Annotated in this window: 18 protein-coding genes and 5 tRNA genes; 5 read left to right on the plus strand and 18 right to left on the minus strand. The window is 29.0% G+C overall.

What is annotated here, in order from left to right:
* Positions 1–82: 82 nt before the first annotated feature.
* The 11 genes from L8V85_RS07150 to L8V85_RS07200 form a co-directional block, all read right to left on the minus strand.
* Positions 83–158: transfer RNA gene (locus L8V85_RS07150), tRNA-Glu, on the minus strand.
* A 7-nt stretch (positions 159–165) separates the two neighbouring features.
* Positions 166–241 (minus strand) — tRNA-Lys (locus L8V85_RS07155).
* A gap of 2 nt (positions 242–243) precedes the next feature.
* Positions 244–320: transfer RNA gene (locus L8V85_RS07160), tRNA-Asp, on the minus strand.
* 20 nt (positions 321–340) lie between these two features.
* Positions 341–416, minus strand: a tRNA-Val gene (locus tag L8V85_RS07165).
* Positions 417–430: 14 nt separating this feature from the next.
* A tRNA-Lys gene (locus L8V85_RS07170) sits at positions 431–506 on the minus strand.
* Between the two features lie 95 nt (positions 507–601).
* Entirely contained in the window at positions 602–2,710 is a 2,109-nt protein-coding gene (locus L8V85_RS07175) for a polyribonucleotide nucleotidyltransferase (protein WP_263726169.1), read from the minus strand.
* A 135-nt stretch (positions 2,711–2,845) separates the two neighbouring features.
* Positions 2,846–3,505, minus strand: a complete 660-nt coding sequence (locus L8V85_RS07180; protein ID WP_263737740.1) for a phosphoribosyltransferase — start codon at positions 3,503–3,505, stop codon at positions 2,846–2,848.
* Entirely contained in the window at positions 3,502–5,538 is a 2,037-nt protein-coding gene (locus L8V85_RS07185) for an LPS-assembly protein LptD (RefSeq protein ID WP_263659814.1), read from the minus strand. Before L8V85_RS07185 ends, L8V85_RS07180 begins: the two co-directional genes overlap by 4 nt.
* Positions 5,528–5,986, minus strand: a complete 459-nt coding sequence (locus tag L8V85_RS07190) for an RDD family protein (protein WP_133319881.1) — start codon at positions 5,984–5,986, stop codon at positions 5,528–5,530. The genes L8V85_RS07185 and L8V85_RS07190 overlap by 11 nt, the downstream gene beginning before the upstream one ends.
* Positions 5,983–7,233 carry a phosphoribosylamine--glycine ligase gene (purD, locus tag L8V85_RS07195; RefSeq protein WP_263671703.1) on the minus strand — a complete coding sequence of 417 codons (1,251 nt, stop codon included), beginning with the start codon at positions 7,231–7,233 and terminating at the stop codon, positions 5,983–5,985. The genes L8V85_RS07190 and purD overlap by 4 nt, the downstream gene beginning before the upstream one ends.
* Before the next feature lie 259 nt (positions 7,234–7,492).
* Positions 7,493–8,932 carry a hypothetical protein gene (locus L8V85_RS07200; RefSeq protein WP_133319879.1) on the minus strand — a complete coding sequence of 480 codons (1,440 nt, stop codon included), beginning with the start codon at positions 8,930–8,932 and terminating at the stop codon, positions 7,493–7,495.
* A gap of 112 nt (positions 8,933–9,044) precedes the next feature.
* Here L8V85_RS07200 and L8V85_RS07205 point away from each other — a divergent pair, with 112 nt between their 5' ends.
* The gene (locus L8V85_RS07205) at positions 9,045–9,596 is read left to right on the plus strand and encodes a class I SAM-dependent methyltransferase (RefSeq protein WP_133319878.1); all 552 of its coding nucleotides are present in this window, start codon (positions 9,045–9,047) and stop codon (positions 9,594–9,596) included.
* Here the strand turns inward: L8V85_RS07205 and guaA are convergent, their stop codons facing one another.
* On the minus strand, positions 9,597–11,132 hold the full coding sequence (guaA, locus tag L8V85_RS07210) for a glutamine-hydrolyzing GMP synthase (protein ID WP_263737741.1): 1,536 nt from the start codon (positions 11,130–11,132) through the stop codon (positions 9,597–9,599). It lies immediately after the preceding gene.
* Positions 11,133–11,141: 9 nt separating this feature from the next.
* On the minus strand, positions 11,142–12,500 hold the full coding sequence (nhaD, locus tag L8V85_RS07215) for a sodium:proton antiporter NhaD (protein WP_263737742.1): 1,359 nt from the start codon (positions 12,498–12,500) through the stop codon (positions 11,142–11,144).
* Positions 12,501–12,634: 134 nt separating this feature from the next.
* On the opposite strand from nhaD, the gene L8V85_RS07220 reads away from it, so the two are divergent.
* From L8V85_RS07220 to L8V85_RS07230, 3 genes are read left to right on the plus strand one after another with little or no spacing between them, the layout of a single operon-like run.
* Positions 12,635–13,108, plus strand: coding sequence for a hypothetical protein (locus L8V85_RS07220; protein WP_263737743.1), 474 nt, complete (start codon positions 12,635–12,637; stop codon positions 13,106–13,108).
* Entirely contained in the window at positions 13,101–14,894 is a 1,794-nt protein-coding gene (gene uvrC, locus L8V85_RS07225; RefSeq protein WP_263673250.1) for an excinuclease ABC subunit UvrC, read from the plus strand. The genes L8V85_RS07220 and uvrC overlap by 8 nt, the downstream gene beginning before the upstream one ends.
* Entirely contained in the window at positions 14,891–15,919 is a 1,029-nt protein-coding gene (locus L8V85_RS07230) for a hypothetical protein (RefSeq protein WP_263737744.1), read from the plus strand. The genes uvrC and L8V85_RS07230 overlap by 4 nt, the downstream gene beginning before the upstream one ends.
* Here the strand turns inward: L8V85_RS07230 and recR are convergent.
* The 3 genes from recR to L8V85_RS07245 are packed head-to-tail and all read right to left on the minus strand — an operon-like array spanning position 15,906 to position 18,380.
* Complete coding sequence (recR, locus tag L8V85_RS07235; RefSeq protein WP_263660753.1) at positions 15,906–16,478, minus strand: recombination mediator RecR; 573 nt, start codon at positions 16,476–16,478, stop codon at positions 15,906–15,908. The genes L8V85_RS07230 and recR overlap by 14 nt on opposite strands.
* Position 16,479: 1 nt before the next feature.
* A complete protein-coding gene (locus L8V85_RS07240; protein ID WP_263737745.1) occupies positions 16,480–17,712 on the minus strand; it encodes an ArsS family sensor histidine kinase in 1,233 nt (410 codons plus the stop codon).
* On the minus strand, positions 17,709–18,380 hold the full coding sequence (locus L8V85_RS07245; RefSeq protein ID WP_066006696.1) for a response regulator transcription factor: 672 nt from the start codon (positions 18,378–18,380) through the stop codon (positions 17,709–17,711). Before L8V85_RS07245 ends, L8V85_RS07240 begins: the two co-directional genes overlap by 4 nt.
* Before the next feature lie 115 nt (positions 18,381–18,495).
* Here L8V85_RS07245 and dnaJ point away from each other — a divergent pair, with 115 nt between their 5' ends.
* Positions 18,496–19,617 carry a molecular chaperone DnaJ gene (dnaJ, locus tag L8V85_RS07250; RefSeq protein WP_263661661.1) on the plus strand — a complete coding sequence of 374 codons (1,122 nt, stop codon included), beginning with the start codon at positions 18,496–18,498 and terminating at the stop codon, positions 19,615–19,617.
* Here dnaJ and L8V85_RS07255 read toward each other — a convergent pair.
* Together L8V85_RS07255 and L8V85_RS07260 are read right to left on the minus strand one after the other, a co-directional pair.
* A complete protein-coding gene (locus tag L8V85_RS07255) occupies positions 19,614–20,396 on the minus strand; it encodes a shikimate dehydrogenase (RefSeq protein ID WP_263737746.1) in 783 nt (260 codons plus the stop codon). The genes dnaJ and L8V85_RS07255 overlap by 4 nt on opposite strands.
* Complete coding sequence (locus L8V85_RS07260; protein ID WP_263737747.1) at positions 20,393–21,199, minus strand: SPOR domain-containing protein; 807 nt, start codon at positions 21,197–21,199, stop codon at positions 20,393–20,395. The genes L8V85_RS07255 and L8V85_RS07260 overlap by 4 nt, the downstream gene beginning before the upstream one ends.
* Between the last annotated feature and the right edge of the window lie 14 nt (positions 21,200–21,213).

The following is a 21,213-nucleotide window of genomic DNA, read 5'->3' on the forward strand; positions in this document are numbered from 1 at the left end:
ATTTAAAATAACTTTAGACAATATTTAGCTAACAACAGACAGGCTCTAAAAAAGAATTATTCTTACAATGGATAAGCAAATTTGGCGACCCCTAGAGGATTTGAACCTCTGTTATCACACAGAGAGAGTGACGTCCTGAGCCACTAGACGAAAGGGTCAATTAAGTGGTGTCCCGTGTTGGATTCGAACCAACGGCCCCCTCCTTAAAAGGGAGATGCTCTACCGGCTGAGCTAACGAGACAATGGCGCGGCGGACGGGGCTCGAACCCGCGACCTCCGGCGTGACAGGCCGATATTCTAACCAGCTGAACTACCGCCGCACCTAAAAACAATAAAAGAATGGTGGTCACTATAAGACTCGAACTTATGACATCCACCTTGTAAGGGTGGCGCTCTACCAACTGAGCTAAGCGACCATTAAAGATTTTAGTGGTGTCCCGTGTTGGATTCGAACCAACGGCCCCCTCCTTAAAAGGGAGATGCTCTACCGGCTGAGCTAACGAGACAATCAAAAAATGAAATTATGCCAAAAGAATATTTTTTTGTCAAGATCTAAAATAAAAATTTAAGCATATTCTTAAATATGCTTAAATTTAAACAATTAAGCTAAATCCAACGACACTTTTCCATTTTTAATTTCTGCCACCTTAACCTTAACCTCGTTACCAATTTCTAGCTTTTCCTTGAATTTAGAATTATGTAATAAACCATCTACGCCATCTCTAAGTTCTACAAAAACTCCAAATTCTACAACTTTTTGAACTTTTCCTATAAATTCTTCTCCGATATCAAATTTAGGCACTTCTTTTCTATCGCGCTTTTTATTAGAACCTTTAGAATGAACTAAATTTAATATATATTCTTTGCTTTGAGAAATAAAATCATGATTAATTCCTGCTATTTTAACCTCACCTTTATCTCTATCTAAGTCAATATTAACTTCAAATTTTTCTATAATCTCTTTTATAGTTTTACCACCTTGGCCAATAATATCAGGGATTTTATTTGGATCTACATTAAAAATTTCAATCTTTGGTAAAATTGCTTCATTAACAACTATGTTTTGATTGGCCTCTTCCATTAATTGTAAAATGTGCTCCCTGGCTTCTTTTGCTTGATATAAAGCTTCTTTTAAAACTTGTTGCTCTATACCGCCAAGTTTTATATCCATCTGCAAAGCAGTGATTCCCTCATAACTCCCTGCTACTTTAAAATCCATATCTCCATCATGATCCTCAAGACCCATAATATCTGTTAAAATAGCATATTTTTCATCTTCAAAAACAAGTCCCATTGCCACACCTGCCACTAGTTTTTCACTTTTTACCCCTGCGGCTCTTAAAGCCAAAGCACCACCACAAACAGTAGCCATAGAACTAGAACCATTGCTTTCTAAAATTTCAGACACTAAACGAATAGTATGAATATAATCCGTATCAATACTAGGATGTAAAGCTCTTTTTGCTAAATTTCCATGCCCTAACTCTCTTCTACCTGGAGCTTTTATAGGAGTAGCCTCACCTACGGAAAAACCTGGAAAATTATAATTTACCATAAATTTTTCGCATATTGGATTTTTTTCTGTTAGCAAATCTGACATTTGCGCATCATTATCACTTCCCAAGGTAGCTATAACTAAAGCTTGAGTTTGCCCTCTAGTAAAAAGACACGATCCATGTGCATTTGGCAGAATATTTGTCTCTATATCTATCTTTCTAACATCTTTCAAGCCTCTACCATCTGCCCTTTTATTTTCATTAAGAATTTGACTTCTAACAAGCTCTCTTTTGCACAAATATAAAGCTTTCTCAATATCTTCAATTTTCCATTCATTTTCAATAGCACTAGCTTCATTTTCAATCTCTTTTGCTATTTGTGAGATTTCACTTGCTCTTTCACTTTTCGCCATTTGGTTAATTGCAATTTTAAGCTTTGAGATATAAGAATTTTTAATAAAATCAACAATTTTACCACCATCTGTTTCTATTTTAAATTCAAGTTTGGAATTTTTTCTATAAGCAGCAAAAACTCTTTCATATTCATTAGAGCCACGCAAAATCGCATTGCCTGCAAATTCTAAAGCCTTTAAAACATCATCCTCATTAAGCTCATTCATACAATGTTGACCATTTTGTTTATTTGCTAAAGCTCTCATTTCTATCATTAAAAGCTCATCTTTAACACCCGCCACATAAAGGTCTAGGGTGCTATTTTTTAATTCACTATTGCTTGGATTTAAAACAAATTCATTATTCATACGACCTATTCTTACACCACAAACTGGCGCTTTTATAGGAATATCACTTAAATATAAAGCAATGCTTGCGGCATTTAAACTCATCACTTGCAGATCTACTTCAGGATCTGCAGAAAGAACCATTACTACAATTTGAGTTGGATAGGCATAGCCTTTTGGGAAAAGAGGTCTTAAGCTTCTATCTATAATCCTTGCACTTAAAGTTTCATTATCACCTGGTTTAGTTTCTCTTTTTACATAACCACCTGGAATTCTTCCTGCTGCATAAGCTTTTTCTATATATTGTACCGTAAGAGGTAAAAAATCCTCTTCTACCATTTTTTCTTCTCTAGCAACAGTTGCCAAAACTACAGCATTTTTTTCTTGCATTAAAACTGCACCTGCTGCTTGTTTTGCAACCTTATTAGTCTCAAATATTTCAAGATGATTATTAATATTTATTTCATGTCGCATGATTTTTCCTTTAATATTTTCATCATAGGCAAAAACCAAATAAGCTTTTTAAATTTTAAAAATTAAAACTTAAAAAGCCTGTTTTTGTTTTGCCTATAAATTTATATCTAAACAACCGATTGTTTAGATATAAATTTATCTCTTTAATGGAAGATAATATTTACTTTCTTCTAAAATATCTAAAATTTCATGAGCTTGCAAAATCGTTTTATTTTTAAAATAAAACTCAATATTCACAAAATGATCAATTTTTTGCACACAATAAACCTCATCTACAAAAACACCGATATATTCATATACATCACTTGGCATTAAAGCAGTAGCATAAACAATACTATTTACTTCTTCTTTTAACAAACTTTTAATACATGAAGAAGCAGTAATTCCACTTTCGCAACCTTCATGCAATATTAAAATATTTCTCCCTTTTAAATCCTTTAAAAGATTTCCTTTTCTATAACGATACACATTTTTTAAAATTTTTTCTTCGTAGGTTCTATTGGCTTCACCATAAATATAATCTAAACTTATATCAAAAGCTTTAACTAAAGCCTCATTATAAACCAACTCCTTTGTTTCACTAATCATAGCTATTTGACATTCATCATTATTAGGAGCTTTAATTTGTTCTGTAAATAAAAAATCATATGGAATTTCTAATTTTTGTGCTAGTGTATCAACAAAAACTATCGATTTTAAAGAAGGTGTAATAATAATATAATCTTTTAGTTTGTTTAATGGTAATATATCATATAATTTCTCAAGTGCATCTTTTTCATCTTCAAAAAATATCATATCGACCTTTCATTTTCCTCTAAAGAAAAATCATAAGATACTCCGCCTAATGGATAAAAATTAAACATAAAATATACACCACTTTGATCTTTAGCACTAATACCACCACTTGTAAGTTTAGGTGAAATATCTTTGCGATACATCAAAGAATAATTCCAACATTTTCTTTGATAAGTATAACCTATTTCCCATTTTTCAGGATCTTTGTTCAAATCAAACCACAATCCACCAAAAATTTGATAATTAGTATTTATATCATATTGGGCTTTAGTTCCTATAAAATTATATTTTTCATTCTCATACATTCTATAAGCATGGTTTAAACTAATCTTCCATTCACCATAATCAAACAAAGCTTCACTAAAAACCTTATCAAAACGATTATCAACTCCAGAATATTCAGCTTCATTTCTTAAACTTATATAATCATTGTAAAAATATTCTACAACATTATCAAAAGCACCAAAGCTACCTTCTTTAGTAAAGTATTTAACCTTCAAGTTATGATATAATTTTTTTTTGCCTAAAGTATTATAAAAATACTGATACATTGAAAAATTAAGTTGCTCAGGATCATTTTTTAACTCTACAAAATCTTCAGTGATTTCACCTGATTTAGCTCCAGGTAGAAAATAATTAACCCCTAAATATAGAGTATGATAAAAATTTTCATATGGCTTTGAAAGATCTGTATATAAAGAAAAATTATGAGAATTTCTAAATAAATGTTCTTGATTTTTAACATCTGTATTAGAATAATCTACAAAATTTGCATATATCCTTTCTGTGAAAGCAAAATTTAAAAAATCATCAAAAAAACTCGTATGATAAATTAAAGGTAAATCAAAATCTAAAGTTTTAGCATAAATACCCGTATGTCTATAATACCTATGAAAAGAAGCATCCAAGCTATATTGTATATAATTATCAAAAAATCCATTTAAATATCTATGATATTGAAAAGATGGATATTCTTGTAAAGTATCTTTATTGCTAATTTTAGAAGTGTCTATATAATACTTTGCATAAGCACCATAATAATTATCATCATCTGATAAAAAATAATTTATTTTAGAAGTAACTAAAGAAGCTTCGGTTTTTGCGCTAGAACTTAAATTCATATAATCAACATCATTTAAATAAGTAGCATCAACCCATAAACCCTCTTGAAATTCTTCACCTAAAAGACTTTTAAATAAAGATTCATTGGAATATTTAACCCCTAAACCATAGTGTTCTTTATTTTTTAAATTTTCTTCTCTTTTATAACTTGATTTTTCACCAAAAATACCACCGCTAATTTCACCTTGAGAATAAGGGGTATCAATAAATCTTAAAGTTGAGTATAAGCCATAACCTCTTTTTGTTCTAATCTGAGGTTCAAATTGAATGTCCGCATTATCATCAATAACATAATAAATTGGCTGATTATAATATAGCCCCTCACTTTGTTTTAAAACTACTTGGGGAATTAACAATCCGCTTTTTCTTTTAGTATCTACACTAAAACCAAAATAAGGTAAATACATTACCGGAACATTTTTTACATATAATCTTGCATTATAAAGATGTAAAAAATTACTCTCTTTGTTTAATTTGCCTTCATCAAAACGAATTTCCCAATCAGGATTTTCAACATTACAACTAGATACAACAGACTTTTTACTCATTACAAATTTGTCATCAATTTTAGCTTGATGACATTGTAGCCAAACCTCCAAATCATTATTTGAAAAAAATAAATTTTTAAAAGCTGTAGTGTTATCTTTTAAGTTAATCTTCGTATAAGTAGAATTAGTTCTTTCTTTTTGCCCCCTTAAGATATTAACATCTCCAAAAAGCTCCAAATCTTTTGTTGTTTCATTAAATTTAGCCTCGCTTGCAGTTATCAAATAAAAATCAGATACCACAACTACATTATTTTTTGCCTCTATGATATCATTTTTTTTAACAACATCCAAAGCATAGATATCTACTTTAGAAGCATATAAACTTCCTATGCAAGCCAAAGAAAGTAATATTTTACGCAAGATCTATCACCACTGTTTTGGCCGCATAATCATGCCAAGTTTTTAAAACGATATTGCTTAAAGCCCAAGCAAAACCCAAACCATACAACATATCACTAATTTGCCTTACACCTGCTCTTAAAGCACTTTGAATGAAATTTGGTTTATCTAATAAGTTTTGATCAATAACCATAATCTTCAAAAGCATTTTTCCTAAAGTTGCACCATATAAATATGTAAATAAACTATGATATGTAAATTGCAAAATTAAAGTTCCGCCAGCAAAACGTATTAAAAGATTGTGAATTTCATCATAAGTTTGCATAGAACTAATCTTATCAAATAAAATAATACTCACAATAGCTAAAATCACAAAACTATCAACAATATAAGCTAAAAATCTTTTTTTAAAACTTGCTATTTTTAGCTCTTCTTTTTCTAGTTTGTCAAATAATTCTTGATTTGCACTCATTTAAGAACCTGAAAAGCAATATCTTTTCTATGTTGTTTTCCTTTAAAATGAACATTATCACAAAGCATATAAGCGTTTTTTTGCGCCTCTTCAATACTTTTTCCAGTTCCTACACAAACTAATACACGACCACCACTAGCATATAGTTTGTTATTTTCTAAAATTACTCCAGCATAAGAAATATGAGAATTTTGCGGAATTTCTCCTATATCAATTAATGCTTTTGGAGAATCTTTATAAGGATAGTTTTTACTTGCACAAACCACACCTACTGCAAATTCATCTTTGATTTTTATACGAGTATTTGCAAGATTTTTATTCACACATGCTAAAAATAAATCCAAAGGATTTTCTATCAAAGGCATCAAAACTTCGCACTCAGGATCACCAAAACGCACATTGTATTCTAAAACATAAGGTTTATTATTTACAACCATCAAACCTATAAACAACACTCCAACAAATTCAGTACCCTCTTCTTTCATACCCTTAAGAGTTGGTACTACTATATCTTTTTTTACTTGCTCTAATAAATTTTCACTTGCTAAAATACTTGGAGCATATGCACCCATTCCTCCTGTGTTTGGTCCCTTATCATTATCTAGTAATCTTTTATGATCTTGTGCAGCAGGTAACAATATAAAATCATCTCCATCACAAACTGCAAATACACTTAATTCAAATCCGTTGAGATATTCTTCTATAACAACAATCTTACCGGCTTCACCAAAACTCTCTCCGCTAAGCATATTTTTAGTAGCCTCTAAAGCTTCTTCATGGCTTTGAGCAATAATCACACCTTTGCCCGCACACAAACCATCTGCTTTTACCACTATAGGAGGAGTTAAACTCATAATAAATTTCTTAGCTTTCTCATAATCTGTTGTATTTAAAAATTTAGCTGTTTTAATTTTATATTTTTTTAAAAAACTCTTCATATAAGATTTTGAAGCTTCAAGCATAGCAGCAGCTTTAGTAGGACCAAAAATAGCAATATTATTTTCTTTAAAAAGATCTACTATACCCTCTGCTAGAAAATTTTCACTTCCAACTATACAAAGATCAATCTCAGATGCCTTTGCATAAGCTGTAATAACCTTAGGATCTTTCATATTAAGATTTGTTCCTATTTTAGCGGTAGCACCATTTCCTGGTGCAAAATAAAATTCCAAATTATCATTTGTTTTTTGAAGAGCCAAAGCGATAGAATATTCCCTAGCACCGCTTCCTAATATTAAAATTTTCATTATTTTCCTTAAAATATCAAAACCCAAATGGCCGGAGTATAAGTGTCTGACCCTCAAAAAGTCAAAGTATGCCATTAGGTGATTTTTAAAGGCTGCAGCTTCTCGCTTTTTTTCAAAACTCAAACGAAGTCACAGAACACGGTAAATCACACATCACAGCTTATAATTAATGTGTTGGATCCTCTTTAATACCATATCGAACCATTTAGGCATTCTAATTATAACTAAGAAAACTTAAAAATAGGGTTTAAAAGGATTTTTATAAAATTTTGAATTTAGTTTTGGAGTCCTTTTTTAAAAAATACTTTCCTTCTAAAATAACATCAGCAACAGATGCCCAAATAGTTTTTTCATCTACATAAACTATATCAAATTCAGTATTTTTCATCAATCCTTGATAATTTACTTTTTTAGGTGCATGCTTAACAACATAATAAGGATTCATTGCAAAAATTTGGATTTTCATATTAACATATAAATCAGGATTGGAAGTAACTATTAAAAAACTTTTTTCACATTCTTTTCTTACTTTTTTAACATAAGAAAGCAATAATTGATCATTTGGATTTAGTGCATGTTTATTTAATCTATTTAAATAAAGTTCAGCAAAAGAAAGAGTGCAGAAAGAAATTTCGCTTGCAGTTTTAAAATAAGAATTTTTTATACTTGTTGATTTTAAAGATTTTTTCCAAATTTCTATATCTAATTTTGTAGCACATATATTTAAACCTTGTTTAATTTTCTCAAAAAGTTTCTCTCTAGCCATATTAAAACTATTATTAAAAATGGTAAGATTTTTTTCATAGAAAGACTTTCTCATTGCCTCTAATTTTTCAATGCTTTTTGTAAAATAATCTACTTCATTTTTTATTTCAACAAGCTTTTGTTTTTTACTTTGTATCATTTCTTCAAATTCTTGTCGTTTTTTACCACTTTCTGTTTCTATTCTCGCTTGTTTTGATTTAATATCTGTAATCAAAGTACTCATTTGGCGATCAAGTGCTAATTTTCTATTTTTCCTATTGTCGATCGAAGCAAGAAGGGCTTGATAATGACATTGATGAGACAAAAAGACTTCATCATACAAACGCTCCATGTTGATATGTTTTTGTTTATCTTTCATATCTTTATAAGCCATTTCAAGATGTACTATAATATTTTTCATAGCAGAAAAGTCAGCTTGGTTAATGGTATTATCTGAAAAAAGCAAAGTATCCAAAGCTTTATGTAAAAAACGCTTCATAGCAAAAAAATCTATAATATATGGCACCTCATCTGTATTAATATCTTTCACAGCATTGATTGATAGTGTTTCATTATAAAAATACCTTTGAATGGCTTGTGGGATAGTCAAATTTAGAGTAATCTTATCAAGATTATCATAATCAGTTTCTCTATAAAGCTCTTGAACATAAGCATCACGCCTTGTTAGTCTTAAATCCTCCAATTCATCATCACTATCTGTTTTCCAAAAATCTCTTTCTTTGATAAAATCATTATCTCCAAATTCTTGAAATTTAGAAGGTCTTAAATCTGTAATATGCTTTCCATCGGATCTAAACTCAACAAACATACCAACCGTTGGCATGCTTCTTTTATCGTGCCAAGCATGTTTGTTAAATTCAAAAAATGTTTTTGCAAGATTAATTACTGTTCCTCTTCCAGTACCATCCACATAAACCATTATTTTTCCATGCATATCCAAATCCTTGATCTAAAGAAAAATTAAATTCTTATTTTAACTTTGTTTTCATAAATTTACAATAATATTTTAAAATTTATTAAAAATAACTATCTTAGGTATTTAATCTATGTTTTTATATCAATACTTTAAAAATCCAAAGCAAACAGGAGCATTTTGTGCAAGCTCAAAAAAACTAAGCAAACTCATAACCTCTCATGTCCAACATGCAAAAAATATTATTGAAATAGGACCTGGAACAGGAAGTTTTACCAAATATATCCTTAAGCAAAAAAATCATGATGCAAGATTTTTTGCAGTTGAAATTAATCCACATATGGCAAAAAAACTACAACAAAATATAAAAAATATAGATTTAGAAATTAGATCAGCGGAATTTCTACCTGATATGTTAGAAAAAAGAGCAATCAACAACGCGGACTTAATTATTTCTGGAATTCCTTGGGCTTTATTAAATTCCAAAGAACAAGATTTATTATTAAAGTCCATTCATGAAGTTTTAGAGGAAAATGGTTGCTTTGCAACATTTGCATATATACTGCCCACGCCAAAAGGAAGAGCTTTTAAGAAAAAACTTTTTACTACTTTTAGCAAGGTAGAAATTTCACCTATCATTTGGCAAAATCTCCCTCCTGCTTTTGTTTATTTTTGCACTAAATAACTATTCCCATTCAATAGTCGCTGGCGGCTTACTAGAAATATCATACACCACACGATTAATTCCTTCTACTTCATTAATAATACGGCGTGAAATATTTTCTAGTAACTCATAAGGTAAATGAGAAAAAGTAGCTGTCATACCATCACTTGCATTCACCACACGCACACAAACTGCATTATCATAAGTCCTGTTATCTCCCATTACGCCAACACTTTGCACATTTAAAAGCACGCAAAAAGCCTGCCATGTTTTATCATACCAACCACTGCTTTTTAATTCTTCAATCAAAATCACATCAGCTTTTCTCAAAAGCTCCAAACTAGGCTCATTTACTTCACCCATAATGCGTATAGCAAGCCCTGGTCCCGGAAAAGGATGACGATAAACTACATCTTTACTCAAGCCAAGTTCTATTCCTAAAGCTCTTACCTCATCTTTAAAAATTTCTTTTAGAGGTTCAATAAGTTTTAAATTCATCTTTTCAGGTAACCCACCCACATTATGATGAGATTTTATGGTTTTACTAGCTCCTACAACCGAACTTTCAATAATATCAGTATATAAAGTTCCTTGTGCTAAATATTTTACATCTTTATGTTTTTTAGCTTCTTCTTCAAAAACCTCTATAAAGGTATTTCCTATAATTTTTCTCTTTTGCTCAGGATCCCTAACACCCGCTAAGCGACTTAAGAAAATCTCCCTAGCATCAATACTAATTAGATCAATACCTAAAGTATGTTTAAACATATATTCAACTTGCTCTTTTTCACCGCTTCTTAAAAGACCATTATCAACAAATACTACTACCACTTGATCTTTTATCGCACTTGCTAGTAATGCAGCCACTACACTGCTATCAACCCCACCACTAACAGCACATAATACCTTATCATTACCCACTTCTTCTTTAATTTTTTGCGCTTGAGTTTTTGCAAAAGATCCCATATTCCATATACTATCACAATTACATGCATACTTAGCGAAATTTTTTAAGATGCTTTTTCCAAACTCACTATGTTGAACTTCAGGGTGAAATTGTAAAGCAAAAAATTTACGCTTTTCATCTCCAAATACACAAAAAGGACTATTTTCGCTTGTTGCTAAAACCTCAAAACCTTGTGGTAAATTTTCTACCTTATCAGAATGACTCATCCATACCGTTTGTTTTTTAGGTAAATTTTTAAACAAGTCACTATCATTTTGAATATCTATAGTTGCTTTGCCATATTCTTTATGACCTGCTGGAGCTACATTTGCACCAAAATGATGTGCCATAAGTTGCATACCATAACAAATTCCTAAAACTGGTATATTTAAATCAAAAACACCTTTATCACAAAAATAAGCATCATTTGCATATACACTAGCCGGTCCACCGCTTAAAATAATACCCTTAGGCTCTTTAATTTTAATTTCATCTAAACTTACATTAAAAGGTAAAATTTCTGCATATACACCCTGCTCTCTTAATCTTCTTGCAATGAGCTGTGTATATTGCGAACCAAAGTCCAAAACCAAAATATCTGCTTTTTTCATCTAACTCCTTTATAAATTTAACAATTGAAATTGTACATACCAAACTATAATAGATACTATATATCCAACTAAAATCGTCCATGCATATTTTAAATGAGAGTTAAAAGTATAAATTCCCTTCATTTTTCCCATTACCCCCACACCAGCTGCTGAGCCAAAGCTTATTAATGATCCTCCAATTCCTGCTGTAAGAGTTACTAAAAGCCATTGAGTATCATCCATACTTGGATTAGCTTTTAATACCGCACTCATAACCGGAACATTATCTACAATAGCAGATAAAAATCCTACGCCTATATTAATACTAGTAGCTCCAAATTTTGTATAAAGATCGGAAGCATAAGCAAGCCATCCAACAAAATGTAAAGCGCCCACAGCAGATAAAATTCCAAAGAAAAATAATAAAGTATCCATTTCAATACGCGTCATATAATGAAAAATATTTAAATCTTTTTTACCTTGTTTTCTATTGAAAAAATACATATATAAGCTGAGCAAAGAAAGACCAAAAATCATACCCCACATTGCAGGTAAATCGCAAATACTATGGATAAAAACTGCTAAAGCGATAGTTAAAAAACCAAGCACAATAAATACTTTACCACCTGGCTTAATTTCAACTTTTTCTAGATTATCTTTATGAAAATTTGGCTCAATATCAGGCACATAACGCGATAGCAAATAAGCCGTAAGAAACCATCCAATAAAAGAAGCAGGAAAAAGAGCAAAAAATTCAAAAAAGGTAGCTTTTTTTGCCGTCCAAACCATCAAAGTAGTAATATCACCAAATGGCGACCAAGCTCCACCAGCATTAGCTGCTACTACAATATTTATAGCGCCTGGGATTAAAAATTCTTTATTATGTTTATCTATAGTTAAAAGCACAGTAGATAAAATCAAAGCTGTGGTAAGATTATCTGCAATCGGAGAGATAAAAAAAGCCAAAATTCCTGTTAGCCAAAATAATTTTCTATAAGTATAACCCTTGCTTACAAGCTTATATTTTAAAGTTTCAAAAACCGATCTTTCTATTAATGCTTCTATAAAAGTCATTGCTGCTATTAAGAAAAACACAATTTGTGCGATTTCCAAGATAAGATGATTAACACTTTCTTCAAGTATTTGCGTGTCTAAATCATTTACTACCATATATATACCAATGACAATAAAAGAAAATGTTCCTATAAATAAAGCAGGTTTAGTTTTGTTGATATGATATTTTTCTTCTGCTGCTATAAAATAATACCCCAATACAAAAATTATTAAAACACCTATACCCAAAGCACTAAAAGCCAAATTTAACTCATGAGTTTGACCTGCTAATAAAAAGCTAATACTAAAACAAAGTAAAAAAAGTATTCTACTCATATTTCACTCTCCAAAGATTGGAATTTTTTTATTTCCTTTACACTGCCATTATTATCTTTTATCTCATAAAATGGAGCAGCTTTATAACCACATGCACTTAAAAATATTAATAAAAAAAATGTTACAATAATTAAATGGAAGTTAAAAATGATATTAAAACAAGTCGTGATGTTATTGATATATTTGCTAATTCTGAAAAATATAAACATTATAGACCTTTAAAAGCACTTTTGCAATATAAAGAGTTTTTAAAACTATTTAACCATAATCACCAACAAATGATTACTAAACTCTTTATAAAAAATAATACTTTGATTATTTTAGTTAAACACCACATTGCATATATGGAGCTTAATCACGATAATACCAAAAAAATGATTAAAAGTCTCATAAAAAACTATATTTTAGCCAAGCCAATGAGTAATTTTGCAAAAGTGGAAAATATAAAAATACTTAGCGACAAAAACTTTATATCCAAAAACAATACTTTTAGCGCACATAAAAAAACTCATCTAGAACTTTCTAATGGAAATTTTAAAAACCATTTTGAAAATCCTATTTTATATAATAAATTTGAAAAACTACGAAAGCTTATAAAAAATGCTTGAAAATGAACTCAAAACCTTGCCTAATTTACCTGGCGTGTATCAGTATTTTGATATACAAGGTAAGCTTTTATATGTAGGTAAAGCCAAGAATTTAAAAAACCGCGTTAGAAGTTATTTTAATTTTACTCCAAATCTTTGCCCAAATCCTAGCAATAGTTTAAGAATTCAAAAGATGATTAGCCAAACACATCATTTAGAATTTATTACCACAAAAAGCGAGGCTGATGCTTTAATACTAGAAAATTCTTTTATAAAACAATTACACCCAAAATACAATATATTATTAAGAGATGATAAAACCTACCCTTATATTTATATAGACTTAAATGAAGATTTTCCAAGATTTGAGATTACAAGAAAAATTATCAAAAAAAATAAAATAAAATATTTTGGTCCATTTTTTAAAGGCGCAAAAGAGCTTTTAAATGCTTTATATTTATCTTTTGAGCTAAGACAAAAGAAATCTTGCAAAGAACTTTGTCTTTTTTATCAGATTAAGCGTTGCAAAGGTCCATGCGAGCAAAAAATCTCTAAACAAGAATATGAAAAAATTATCCAAAAAGCCACACAAGCTCTTTTAAATCCCTTATCTTTAACAAAAAATTTAGAAAATAAAATGCTTGAATACGCAAAGAGTGAAAACTACGAAGAAGCAGCTCTTATAAGGGATCAAATTAAAACAATTGAAGATTTAAGTGTAAAAATACAAATAGACCTTGCAAAATTAGAAGATTTTGATATTTATGCTATTTATTGCGAAGAAAACATACTCTCCATGGTGCGTTTTGTAATAAATAATGGTAAAATCATTAGTTCAAATCATAAAATACTAGCTCTTAATAATCAAAACGAATTTGACTTAAATGCAATTTATAAACAATATATTCTAGAAAATTACACACAAGAATCTCCAATAAAATCAACTCGTATTTATACACACAAAGATTTTGAAGACATGAAGCTACTGCAAGATCTACTCAGCGAGAGATTTTCTAGAAGATTTTACCTTAAATCGCCAAAACTTGGTGAAAAAAAATCCCTGTGTGAGCTTGCTCTAGAAAATGCAAAAATAAACATACAAAAGCATTTAAAAAATGAAAATTATTTATTTTTAAAAGAATTAAAAGATTTTTTCAATCTGCAAAATTATCCCAATCATATAGAAATTTTTGATAATTCTCATATGCAAGGTGATGCAATTGTAGGTGCTTTAGTAACCTTCAAAGATGGGAAATTTGATAAAAGCTCTTATAGACACTATCATTTATCTTATAAAAATGATTATGATCAAATGCTTCAAATCCTTAGTAAAAGAGCTTTATCCTTTGATAAAAATCCACCGCCTGATTTATGGCTGATTGATGGTGGGAATGCCTTATTGAAACTAGCAAATGATATTATTAAAAGTTCTGGAGCAAATGTGGATATTTTAGCTATATCTAAAGAAAAAATAGATGCTAAAGCTTATAGAGCAAAAGGAAGTGCAAAAGATAAAATTTATACTCAAGAAGGAAAAATTCAACTTTCTACCGATGATAAAAAATTGCAATTTTTACAAAAATTACGCGATGAGGCACATCGCTTCGCAATTAGTTTTCACCAAAAAACAAAAAGAAAACAGGACCTACAAAGCTCTAAGTTGATACAACTTGGAATCTCTCAAGGTTATATTAAAAAATTTTTAGATTATTACGGTAGTTTTGATAAAATCAGTAAAGCCGATTTTAATGAATTAAAATCACTTTCTAATATAAAAATAGCCAAAATAATTAAGGAAAATTTATGATATTTTTTATTAGTTCTTTAACTTTGATTTTATGTTTTTTCAATTATTATTTTTTATATCCAATTGATCAAAAATTATTCTATATTTATACCTCTATTAGTATTTTAATATTTATCGCTACATGTATTTATTTAATCATAAAAAATCAAAAACTTAAAAAAGATAATATCATTATTCAAGAAATAGAAAAATTTTTAAAATTATCAAGTTCAACCTCTTTAATAGATCTAAAAGAAAAATTAAAAACATCATTTGAGCTAACGCAAAAACAATTGCAAGATCAAAAAATACAAAACAAACTTTTACAAAAAAACTTGCAATATCTTATTCAAAGTTTTAACTATATGCGATTAGAAAATTCCATTACACTAAAGCCGATTTTAAAAAAATATCAAATAAATACAAAAACAAAAAATATTATTTTTAAGAATATCCACGCATGCATTGTAAATGATGATATGATTGAAAATTTTTTATTACAATGTATTTTATTAGATATAGGCATTAGTAGTGAAATTTTTGATGATTTTCAAAAAGTAGAGAAAAAATATTCCTTTATTATTTCAAAGAAGAAAATAAAAAATACGCTAAACTACACATTTGTAGATGTCAATGTCAAAGATCTTATCAATTTTTTAAGTACAAATTTTAAAGAAGAAAGTTATCAAATAGCAAATTTATACAATGTATTGATTTTTAAATCTTCTAGTTTTGAAAATAATCTAATTTTAAATATAACCAATCAATTTTGCTCAAATAATCAAATCGTAGATAGCCTAAGTGATTTTAAGAATGCTTTAAAATTAAATTTTAGATTAATTTTGGTTGATTATGAAGTCATAAAGTTCGATATTTTATATTTTAGCCAAATACTACATGAGTATAAAATACAAAATTCACAAAATAAAATTTTACTTTTTACCAAAAATAGAGTTAAAAATTGCGATTTTGCCGATGAAATTATAAATGACATTAGCAAAAATAAATGGATAATTTTACTTAAAAAATATATCAATCAAGTTTAGTTCTATGATTAATAGCCTTATGTAAAGATATAAAATCGACATTTTCCAAACTAACACCGCTTGGAATACCTTGGGCTATTTGGGAAAAACTCAAATTTAAATCCTTTAATTTTTCCTCTATAAAAAAAACTACAGCATCTGAATTTAAGCCTTGAGTAAAAGCGAAAAAAATTTCTTTAGTATTTTTATTTTCAATCATTACTCTTAATTTAGTAATATTTTCTTCGTTAGTATTTTCTAGTACAAAATAAAGCCCATCATAGCTTTTACTATCTTCTAAAATTAATACATCTTTAGGATCTTGCACTATACAAATAATATTATTATTTCTTTCTATATCAGAACAAACTTCACATAATTCATTTTCACTTAAAGCCCCGCATTGTATACATTTTTTAATTCCTCTAATGGACTCTTCAATACTATAAGCAAGTTTAGAACCTAGCAAAGGATCTTTTATACAAACATAATAAGCAAGTCTTAATGCGGACTTTTTACCGATAGTAGGCAATGCAGAAAATGCATTTACCAATTCATTAAATTTTTCTAAATCTTTCAAGTCATTTTAACCTTGAAAAAACAATCTTAAAAATATGATAACCATCTTCATAACTATAAGTTAAATTATAACCATGAAGATTGCAAATATTATTGATAATATAAAGCCCTAATCCCATACCTTCAACTTGAGTATTTTGTTCTCTTACAAAAGGTTTCAAATAATAATCAAAAGTTTTTTTAAGTTGAACCCCTTTATTTCTAACAATTACATAGTCCCCTGAACATATAATCTCACAAGCTTTATCGTCAGAATATTTAATAGCATTATCAATCAAATTTTTAAGCATTAAGGAAAAAAGTTCTAAATCAGCAACAATCATAGTATCTTCTTTGTAAGAAATCTTAACTTTTTGATAAAAATCATCTCTCATGAGATAATCTTCAGCCTGCTCTAAAATTAAGCTCAAATGATAAGTTTGCAAATTTAGTTGGCAATTTCTAGATAAAACTTTTTCAATTTTACCAAATTCATCAATCAATAATTCAAGTCTTTCAAAAATCGCTACTAAGCGGTCTTTTTGCTTTTGATTGTCTAGCATCTCACAAACTATCCTACCTTTTCCAATAGGTGTTTTAAGTTCATGCATAATCATTCTTAAAAAAAATTGTCTTGATTTTACTAATTCTTGTATTTTATTAATAGCATGGTCAAATTCAAAAGAAATTTCTGAAATCTCATCATTAATTTGTGAATATTCGGATAAAGGTTCTATTTTTCCAGCACTAATATTTTTAATTTTCTTTTTTAAAATTTTTAAAGGCATTAAAGATCTTAAAACAGAAAAATATAAAAATATAATCAAAATCAAACTAAAAAAGAAACTTAGTAAAAACAAATACTCTAAACGCGTAGATGCATTTAGCTCATAAAGCTGCTTTAAATTAGCTTGTTCAACATAAAAAAAAATTTGATTATGGTAAATAATAGAAGAAAAACTACCGTAAACAGAATTAACCTTAAGCACCTTTTCACCTTTTGCAACTATATGTTTTGCACTGCGTTCATTTTCAACTATTTTAAAAGACTTAGAAAGAAGATAATCATGAATTGAAAAACCTTCTTTTCTTTCTAAATTATATATAATTTTTTCTACAATTTCTTTTTGTCTATTTTGCTCATTGGTTAAATAAGAATCAACCTGAACCTTACCCAAGAGCACAAACAAAGCACAAACAAACAAAAAAGCCGTTGCAAAAAGAACGGTAATCTTAAGATTAATAGTTACTTTCATCCTATTAATTTATATCCTATCCCTCTAACTGAAAAAATATGCTTTGGTGCCTTCGAACTATCGCCGATCTTAGTTCTAAGCCTACCAATAATTACATCTAAACTTTTAGAATCTTTATCTTTCAAGCTTTTGCAGTGATACACAAGCTGCTCTCTGCTAACTGAAAATCCATGTTGTCTTATCATATAACTTAAAATTTCATATTCAGCAGGAGTTAAAATTAAAACCTCTTCATTGTAACTAATCTCATGTCTTTTTTCATCAATTTTAAAAGCTGAATTAATTATTTTTTCAGGAGTTTCATTTACGCGTTTTGAACGACGGATTAAACTCATAATTCTTGCATGCATTTCTTTAGGATCATAAGGCTTTGGTAAATAATCATCCGCACCTATTTGAAGTCCTACAATTTTATCACTTAAATCGCTTCTAGCTGAAGAAATAATAATAGGAATACTATATTTTTCTCTTATTTCGCGACAAACTTCAAGACCATCAAGTCCAGGTAAAGTTAAATCAAGAATTAAACAATCATAATTTTTTATACCAGCACTCATTCCCAAATACGGATCTTCATAATTAGTAACTTTGATATTAAATTGGGCCAAATATTCTGCTAAAAACTCTGCAAAATCTGGATCATCTTCGATCATTAAAACATTAATCATCTCTACCCCTTATTAGTGAAAATATGTTACAAACTTAATATTATAACACATAATTTAACTATTCATTTATTTTTTTGCTAAAATTATAATATTAATTTTTCAAGAGAGGAAAAAAGTGGAACTTAATTATTATGAAATATTAGAAATTTCTCAAACTTCAGATAAAGAAACTATAAAAAAAGCTTATAGAAAAATGGCATTAAAATATCATCCTGATAGAAATCAAGGAGATAAAGAAGCTGAAGAAAAATTTAAACTTGTCAATGAAGCTTATGAAGTACTTAGCAATGATGAAAAGCGAAGTATATATGATAGATACGGCAAAGAAGGATTAAAAGGACAAACCGGTGGTTTTGGTGGTTTTGGAGATGTTGATTTAGGGGATATATTTTCAAGTTTTTTTGGAGATGGATTTGGTTTTGGAAACTCAACGCGTAAAAAAGAAAGGGGAAATAAATATCCACATGATTTAAAAATAGCGGTAAAGATTAGCTTCAAAGAGGCTGTTTTTGGCTGCAAAAAAGAAATTGATTTTACCTATAAAACATTTTGTAAAATATGCAATGGTAGTGGATCAGAAAATGGAAAAGAAGATATTTGTTCTCATTGTGGAGGAAAAGGACAAGTTGGTGTTAGACAAGGTTTTATGACTTTTGTACAAACTTGTGATCATTGTAAGGGCAGTGGGAAAATAATAAAAAATAAGTGTAAGACATGCCATGGAAATGGTTATGAAGAAATAAAAGATCATATAGAACTTGATATACCAGAAGGTATTGATAGCGGTATGAGTCTTAGAGTGCAAAACAAAGCAAATAAGCTTCCAAATTCTTCTCAAAGAGGTGATTTGTATATCAAAATCGTTGTAGAAGATGATAATAAATTTATTAGACATGATGATGATATATATACCATAGTACCTGTATTTTTTACCCAAGCTGCTCTTGGAAAGACAATTAAAATTTCCACCATAAGAGGAGAAGCTGATCTTAAACTTCCAGTGGGTGCAAAAGATAAACAAAAATTTGAATTAGCTAATGAAGGTGTTAAAAATATTCACAATGGAAAACTTGGTTCACATATTGTACAAATTGAAATAAAATTTCCAAAAACACTTACTGATGAACAAAAAAATCTACTATTGCAACTTGAAAAAAGCTTTGGCTTAGAAAATGAGGAAGCTTTTATAGAACAAGAAAGCTTGTTTGATAAAATCAAATCTTGGTTTAGTCACTAAGGAAGTTTTAAAGCCATCTCCATGGCTTTATAAATTTCTTCTGTTTTTTGACACTCTAAAAATAGCTCAAAAGCAAAAACACCTTGCCATAAAAGCATTTGCGTGCCATCTTTTATTTTTAATCCATTTTCTCGTGCCAACTTTAAAAAAGATGTTTCTCTACTATAAATAACATCAAAAGCATACTTAGCTTTTTGAAAAATATTTTTTAAAATCCTTTCTTCACAAGGTAAACTTTCATCATGTAAACCTGCACTAGTCGTATTTATTATCAAATCAAATTGTGTATTTAAATCAAGTTGATCATATAAAAAACATGGATAATTATTTAAATTTTTAAATCTAACACTAGAGCGATTTGCTATTGCAACTTCAATATTTATAGATTTTAAAGCATGAGCTAAAGCTTTAGCGGTGCCACCAGCACCTAAAATCAAAGCATTTTTAATAGAAAAAAAATTTTCAATTGCTTTTAAAAATCCCAAATAATCTGTATTGCAAGCATAAATTTTACCATCTTTGTTTATTAAAGTATTGGCAGATCCTATTTGCTTAACACTTTCATCACAAAAATCTGCAATTTTATACGCTTCTTCTTTAAAAGGTATAGTAATATTTGCTCCATCAAATTTTTGAACAATTTCTTTTAATTTTGCTTTATTTTTTAAATGGTATCTTGTATATATTGCGTCTTTTTTAAGAACTTGTAAAGCATTATTGTGCATTCTTGGAGATTTAGAATGCACAATAGGATCACCTATAACTGTGAAAATTTTCATTTTACTCTAAAAGTAAAAGCACCTTTTGCGATTTTAGAACGCACCTTTTCCAATTCAGCTTTTAATTCGCTTTCTTTATAAGGCCCAACTAAAACTTTTGTAAGTTCTTTGCCATTTACTGTTGTTTTGTAAATTTTATATTCATATCCATTTTCTTTAAGTATATTTAATTCTTTTGATTTAGGATCAAGACTATTTAAAGAAAAAACTTGAATATAAGCACCTGCAGGAAGTTGTGTTTGAATACTTGTGGTTTTTATACTCTCAAACAATTCATTTGCATTGCTTTGCTCTGGGGTTTTTGGCTTTTCAACAACATTAGTTTTTGATTTTTCAGAAGGTTTTTGAATTGGTTTTTCTATAGATTTTTCTACAGGCTTAATCTCTTCTTGTTTTACTTCCACCTTAGCTGGTTCTTCTTTTGGTTCTGTTGATGTAATTTGATCTAATACACTATTGCTTGGAATTTCCTGTTTTTCCTCTATGGTATTATTTGCATCAGCCAATGAACTTTCTTCTTTCAGTTTTCTAGCTAAAGCTTCAAATTCATCCTCTTCTTTAGTATTATCTGCAATAGGCAAAGAATTAAAATTATTTTCATAAGAAGCTTGCTCTTGCGGCTCTAATGGCATTTGTAGTGATTTTTCCTCGCCTGGATCATTAATTAACTTCATTGCTATCATTACTACCAAAAACACAATAATTAAAATAATCGATCTGAGTAAAATTTTTTTAAGTTTTTCACTTTTATTGCTTTTTTGCAAGATAATATCATCAAATTCATTTTTGTTGTTTTCTTCCATTTTTCATCCTTTCA

The sequence above is a fragment of the Campylobacter sp. IFREMER_LSEM_CL2090 genome (assembly GCF_025771865.1).
In the GTDB taxonomy this organism is placed as follows: Bacteria; Campylobacterota; Campylobacteria; order Campylobacterales; family Campylobacteraceae; genus Campylobacter_D; species Campylobacter_D lari_D.

Coding starts and splice junctions, on each gene's coding strand:
- L8V85_RS07230 (WP_263737744.1), top strand. CDS start 14,891: ATGATATTTTTTATTAGTTCTTTAACTTTGATTTTATGTTTTTTCAAT.
- L8V85_RS07205 (WP_133319878.1), top strand. CDS start 9,045: ATGTTTTTATATCAATACTTTAAAAATCCAAAGCAAACAGGAGCATTT.
- L8V85_RS07240 (WP_263737745.1), bottom strand. CDS start 17,712: ATGAAAGTAACTATTAATCTTAAGATTACCGTTCTTTTTGCAACGGCT.
- L8V85_RS07245 (WP_066006696.1), bottom strand. CDS start 18,380: ATGATTAATGTTTTAATGATCGAAGATGATCCAGATTTTGCAGAGTTT.
- uvrC (WP_263673250.1), top strand. CDS start 13,101: ATGCTTGAAAATGAACTCAAAACCTTGCCTAATTTACCTGGCGTGTAT.
- L8V85_RS07220 (WP_263737743.1), top strand. CDS start 12,635: ATGGAAGTTAAAAATGATATTAAAACAAGTCGTGATGTTATTGATATA.
- guaA (WP_263737741.1), bottom strand. CDS start 11,132: ATGAAAAAAGCAGATATTTTGGTTTTGGACTTTGGTTCGCAATATACA.
- purD (WP_263671703.1), bottom strand. CDS start 7,233: ATGAAAATTTTAATATTAGGAAGCGGTGCTAGGGAATATTCTATCGCT.
- L8V85_RS07255 (WP_263737746.1), bottom strand. CDS start 20,396: ATGAAAATTTTCACAGTTATAGGTGATCCTATTGTGCATTCTAAATCT.
- L8V85_RS07180 (WP_263737740.1), bottom strand. CDS start 3,505: ATGATATTTTTTGAAGATGAAAAAGATGCACTTGAGAAATTATATGAT.
- L8V85_RS07260 (WP_263737747.1), bottom strand. CDS start 21,199: ATGGAAGAAAACAACAAAAATGAATTTGATGATATTATCTTGCAAAAA.
- nhaD (WP_263737742.1), bottom strand. CDS start 12,500: ATGAGTAGAATACTTTTTTTACTTTGTTTTAGTATTAGCTTTTTATTA.
- L8V85_RS07190 (WP_133319881.1), bottom strand. CDS start 5,986: ATGAGTGCAAATCAAGAATTATTTGACAAACTAGAAAAAGAAGAGCTA.
- L8V85_RS07175 (WP_263726169.1), bottom strand. CDS start 2,710: ATGCGACATGAAATAAATATTAATAATCATCTTGAAATATTTGAGACT.
- L8V85_RS07200 (WP_133319879.1), bottom strand. CDS start 8,932: ATGCATGGAAAAATAATGGTTTATGTGGATGGTACTGGAAGAGGAACA.